Source organism: Mycobacterium sp. TH-M82 (genome assembly GCF_057473605.1).
Map to the genome: position 1 here is coordinate 1 of NZ_JBYCKY010000230.1, position 4916 is coordinate 4916.

Genomic DNA, 4916 nt, shown 5'->3' on the forward strand with positions numbered 1-4916 from the left:
GCTGCCGCCGTCGGCACCGGCCCCGCCGGTACCGCCGTCGCCGCCGTTACCGAAGAACCCGGCGTCACCGCCGTTGCCGCCGGCCACACCGGCCTCACTGCTGTCCCAGCCGGCCCCGCCGTCGCCGAACCACAATCCGCCGGCAGTGCCGTTCGGATCAGCCTCCGTGCCGTTGGTGCCGTTGCCGATCAAGAACTCCCCGGCCGACTTGTTGATGGCGTCGTCGACCTGTATGCCGACCGGGCTGTTGATCCAGTCCTCCATGCGGGTGTTGAACGGCTGCCACAACGCCGCGTCGATCACCTTCGCCGGGTCGAGCTGCGGATTGGCCGTGATCAGCTGGTCGAAGAACGGCGACGTGCCGAAGACCTGGTCGACCCCGGTTTCGGCGGTCGACGGCGCATCGACCGGCGCCACCGCGCTCGGGTCGAAGAAGTCCAGCCAATCGAATTCGGCCTGCGCGGACGGCGCGGTCACCAGTGGGGTCATCCCAAATGCCAAAAACGCACCCGCCGCACTGGCCGCGCCGATCGCCCGGTTGCACCGGCGTGCCCTCGCTGAGCAGCGTGAGCCCCCGGTGTGCTTCCTACCAGTCATCTGTCAAACCTCCCCGTGTGTGGCGCGATGATCGAACAGCAATGAAACGACGACAACAGTGCAGAATACAGTATTAGCGCCTGGAGTAATCACATGGTGACGCCGGTGACCCGGGGTGCATCCGAAAGAAGCTGGCGTCCAAAAACAGGCAGTCCAGGGCGATGTCGTCGAGCCGCCGCTGCGCCCACGCGTGGTATTCGGCGCGGATCGCCGTGCAGACCTCCGAGACCGTGGATTTGGAGATGGCGGCTTGGTCGCCGCGTGTTTCGGCGAGGGTGGCCTCTCGGTGATGCGTTTCAGATCGATCGCACCATCGACCGGTACCGTGGCGGCCCATACCTGACGGGGCTGTCTTTCGCTCGCGCGCTGACCGTGCTCGATTTGGCTGCCGACAGCTCGGGTGCATGGGTGATGCGCGTCGGTGGCACTTTCGCTATCTCGACGGCCCCACACACGGTGACTCAGCAGTGGGCGCGGCACATCGTCGCGGCGTTTACTGCGTAATCTGACACGACGTCGCCGGTAGAGAGCGGGCTCTGCTGAAGGCCCAGCGCAGCCGCCGAGCGCATGCAGGCCGAGCCATTGGCTTCGTCTTCGTGAATACCGAACCGGGCGGCGAGCACCGTCGCCCCCGGCTACGGCGTGACGAGAATCTTGCAGTGCCGCCCCGGGTCGGCCAGGTCGTCGAATGCCGCGCCCACCCCGTCCAGTCCGACCTCGCCGGTGATCACCGGCGTGACATCGATCTCGCCCTCGGCGATGGCGAGCAAGGACGCCGCGAACTCGCCCGGGTCGTAGGCCAGCACGAACTGCACGTTGATCTCCTTGGCGATGGCAAAGAACGGGTGCACGGTGTCGGGCTGCATGCAGACCCCGGCGACGACGATCCGGCTGCCGATGGGGGCGCGGCGCAACACGTCGTCGATGATGCCCGGCACTCCGACCGCTTCGAATATCACCTTCGGCGTCACCGTGTCGAACGGTGAACCGTCGGCCGGGTCGATGATCTGATGCGCACCCATCGTTGCCGCGAGATTCCGTCGGGACGATGAATAGTCCGCGGCCACAACCGTTTCGACCCCTCGGTTATGAAGCGCGGCGATGACGGCGATGCCGATTGGCCCGCAGCCGAGTACCAGTGCGGTCTCACCGCGCTGGATACCCGACTTGTTGACCGCGTGCAGGCCCACCGCCATCGGTTCGGCCAGCGCGGCGTGTTTGGGATCCAGCCCGTTCGGTATGGGCAGCAGCAGCGGCGCGGACAGCAGCATCCGTTCGGCGTAGCCGCCGAGCGTGGTGTTGCTGTAGATGATCGGTTCGATCCCGGCCGTCGACAACAGCACCGGAATCGAAGTCACCACCGTGCCCGGCGCCACGGTGTCGGTGTCCGGCCCGGATTCGAGCACCTCGGCGCTGAACTCGTGGCCCATGAACACGTCGGCGTCGAGGTCGACGGTCGCATCGCCGGTCGGCATGCCCCGCATGGCTCTCGTCGCCGCCAGCACCTGATCGCCGTGTGCGGCGAAATGCAGGTCGGACCCGCAGATGCCGCACGCCTTCACCGCTACCAGCACCTGGCCGGGCCCGGGCGCCGGATCGGGCACGTCCTCGCGGCACACCATGCGGCCGGCGCGCAGCACCGCCGCGCGCATCAGCTGGGCTCCACCTGCTGCTTGAGCTCGTCGGTGTGCTCGCTTACCGCTTTCATGATCGCCTCCCCGGCTCGCCCGAACAGCCGATCGCGCATGCCTTTAGCCCAGTCGTGGGATGCCCGCGGCGCGCTCAGCTGTCCTTGGAAGTGCGGAATCACGTTCCGGGCCAGCAATTCGTAGCAGTGGTAGGTGGCCGCGGGCGGCGCCCAGTCGTGACCGAGCAGCAGCAGGGTGCCGAATCCGCCGGACCGGTCGAGCAGGTCGGTGATGTAGGCGATTGCGTCGTCGGGTGTGCCGATGCAGCAGTTGCCGGTCGCGGCATAGTCTTCGACGAACTCCCGCGGCGACCGCGGGGAGCCTTCGACGGCGTTGGCCAGCGGAACGAAGCCGGCCGCGCCGAAATAGTTCGCGAAGTCGGCCAGCCCGTAGGTGCAGTCCTCGACGGCCTGTTCGCGGGTGTCGGCGATGTGCATGATGCCCAGCACCCGCCAGCCGGTACGGTCCGGCTCGCCACGGCCGGCCTTGGCGGCCTGCTCACGGACCACTTCCCAGGCGTTCTCCAACGCGGCGTAGCCGCCGGGCACCGACATCGACAAAGACAGCAACGACGTCCCCAGCGTCCCCGCCAGCCGTGGACCGGACGGCGAAATCATTGCCGCGGTGGAGATCTCCGGATACGGCCAGCTGTAGGGCCGGATGTGCAGCTGTGCGTCGCGCAGGATGAACCAATCCGAGTGCCTGTCGACCAGCTCTCCCGGCGCGGCGCGGAACAGCGCCAGAATGGCTTCCAGGGACTCCTGCATCATCCGGCGCTGTTCGACCGGATCGATGCCCATCATGTGGGCATCGGTGGGCAGCGCACCCGGCCCGGTGCCGAACATCACCCGACCCCGGGTCAGGTGGTCCAGCAACACCCACCGGTCGGCCACCATCAGCGGGTGGTGATAGGGCAGTGAGACCACGCCGGTGCCCAGCCGGATGTGCTTGGTGCGCTCGGCGGCCGCCGCGATGAACACCTCGGGGCAGGCGATCAGCTCGTAGCCGCCCGAGTGGTGCTCGCCGAACCAGGCCTCGTCGAAACCCAGCCGATCCAGCGCCACGACCCGCTCCATGTCGTATTCCAGTGCGACCGTGGGTGACTGGCCGACCGGGTGAAACGGCGTGATGAAGACTCCGAATCGCAGCGGCGCCGATGGTGCGGTCATCAGGACTGCAGTCCGGACAGAAACTCCAACAACGCCGCGTTGACCTCGCCGGGCCGTTCCTGCTGCAGCCAGTGCCCCCCACCTTCGATCATCACCTCGCGGTAGCAGCCGGTGACCAGCTCCCCGGCTCGGTCGCGGCGGGTGAAGCCCAGCACCGGGTCGGCGGTTCCGGCGATGAACAGCGCCGGCACGTCGATGGTGGCGGCCACCGGGTCGGCCAGGATCTCCCAGTTGCGGTCGAGGTTGCGGTACCAGTTCAGTCCTCCGGTGAAGCCGGTGCGGGAGAACTCGGTGACGTAATGGTCGAGCTCGTCGGCGCTGATCCAATCCGGCAGCCCGTCCGGTTCGGGGAGCCGGTCGATGAAGCCCATCGGACCGCGAGCGGCCATCCGCGCCGCCGCATCCGAATCCAGCAGTCCTCGCGGGCCGCCGATCATCCTGCGCATGGTGCGGGCCGGATCGGATGCGAGTTCGGCGTCGGCAACACCCGGGCGCTGAAAGTACAGCATGTAGAAGAAGTTCTCGCCGAAGATCTTGCGGAACGCCTGCGTGGGTGGCACCTGCGGGCGCGGCATAGGCGGAACGCTCAACCCTGCTACCGCCGCCACCCGGTCGGGGTGCAGCTGCGCGGCGCTCCAGGCGACGGGGGCGCCCCAGTCGTGGCCGACCCAGACCGCGCGCTGCGCACCGACGTCGTCGAGCAGGCCGGTCAGGTCGGCGGTCAGGGCGGCAATGTCGTAGGCCTCGACCTGCTCGGGTCGCGACGAGCCTCCGTAGCCGCGTTGATCGGGCGCCAGCACGTGAAAACCGGCATCGGCCAGAGCCGGGATCTGGTGGCGCCACGAGTAGGCCAGTTCCGGGAAGCCGTGCGCCAAGATCACCACCGGCGCGCTGGAACTTCGGTCACCCGCTTCGGTGACCCGCAAACGCACACCGTTGGTATCGACTACCCGTTCAGCAGGGGCGGGCGTTGCGGCGCTCACCGTCTCACCAAACCACACCCAACACCGTGCTGAGAAGGGCTTGTCGATCCGGCTCTGCCAAGTCGGCGATCGCCATGGCGGTAACCTTGACTGTTGGCGCTACCACCGGAAGGATTTGGCCGACCCCATGACGTTGATGGCCGATGCTCGATGAATCGGAAAAACGTGGTCCGCACGCTCACGGCGATCGCCGTGGTACTGCTGCTCGGCTGGTCGTTCTTCTACTTCAGCGACGACACCCGCGGATATCAGCCCGTCGACACCTCGGTGGCGGTGGCGCAGATCCACAGCGGCAACGTCAAGAGCGCGCAGATCGACGATCGCGAGCAGCAGCTGCGATTGACCCTGGACAAACCCATCAGCGCCGACGGTGCCGCCAACGCAGCCAAGATCATCGCCAAGTACCCGACCGGGTACGCGGTCACCCTCTATGACGCGTTGAGTGGCAAGAAAGCCGAGATCAACACCGTCGTCAACCA

The 4916-nt window shown here is 67.2% G+C and carries 5 protein-coding genes and 2 pseudogenes; 2 read left to right on the forward strand and 5 right to left on the reverse strand.

Annotated elements, in window-relative coordinates:
* Both AC2VON_RS06825 and AC2VON_RS06830 read right to left on the reverse strand, forming a co-directional pair.
* A partial coding sequence (locus tag AC2VON_RS06825) for a PGRS repeat-containing protein (RefSeq protein ID WP_486952262.1) occupies positions 1–597 on the reverse strand: 597 nt, incomplete at its 3' end.
* Positions 598–691: 94 nt separating this feature from the next.
* Positions 692–880, reverse strand: a pseudogene (locus tag AC2VON_RS06830) (transposase); the annotation flags it as partial.
* Here AC2VON_RS06830 and AC2VON_RS06835 point away from each other — a divergent pair.
* A pseudogene (locus AC2VON_RS06835) lies at positions 880–1092 on the forward strand (RES domain-containing protein); the annotation flags it as partial. The pseudogenes AC2VON_RS06830 and AC2VON_RS06835 sit on opposite strands and share 1 nt — an antisense overlap.
* 140 nt (positions 1093–1232) lie before the next feature.
* On the opposite strand, the gene AC2VON_RS06840 reads toward AC2VON_RS06835, so the two are convergent.
* From AC2VON_RS06840 to AC2VON_RS06850, 3 genes are read right to left on the reverse strand one after another with little or no spacing between them, the layout of a single operon-like run.
* Positions 1233–2249 (reverse strand): zinc-binding dehydrogenase, encoded by a 1017-nt coding sequence (locus AC2VON_RS06840; RefSeq protein ID WP_486952263.1) that lies wholly within the window; start codon positions 2247–2249, stop codon positions 1233–1235.
* On the reverse strand, positions 2249–3454 hold the full coding sequence (locus AC2VON_RS06845; protein WP_486952264.1) for an LLM class flavin-dependent oxidoreductase: 1206 nt from the start codon (positions 3452–3454) through the stop codon (positions 2249–2251). The genes AC2VON_RS06840 and AC2VON_RS06845 overlap by 1 nt, the downstream gene beginning before the upstream one ends.
* Complete coding sequence (locus AC2VON_RS06850) at positions 3454–4437, reverse strand: alpha/beta fold hydrolase (RefSeq protein WP_486952265.1); 984 nt, start codon at positions 4435–4437, stop codon at positions 3454–3456. Before AC2VON_RS06850 ends, AC2VON_RS06845 begins: the two co-directional genes overlap by 1 nt.
* A 150-nt stretch (positions 4438–4587) precedes the next feature.
* Between AC2VON_RS06850 and AC2VON_RS06855 the strand changes: the two genes are divergently transcribed.
* Positions 4588–4916: ATP-dependent metallopeptidase FtsH/Yme1/Tma family protein (locus tag AC2VON_RS06855; RefSeq protein WP_486952266.1), on the forward strand; the 329-nt coding region annotated here is incomplete at its 3' end.

Bases quoted from the DNA above. Each gene is read 5' to 3' on its own strand.
- AC2VON_RS06840 (WP_486952263.1), bottom strand. From the start codon at position 2,249: ATGCGCGCGGCGGTGCTGCGCGCCGGCCGCATGGTGTGCCGCGAGGAC.
- AC2VON_RS06845 (WP_486952264.1), bottom strand. From the start codon at position 3,454: ATGACCGCACCATCGGCGCCGCTGCGATTCGGAGTCTTCATCACGCCG.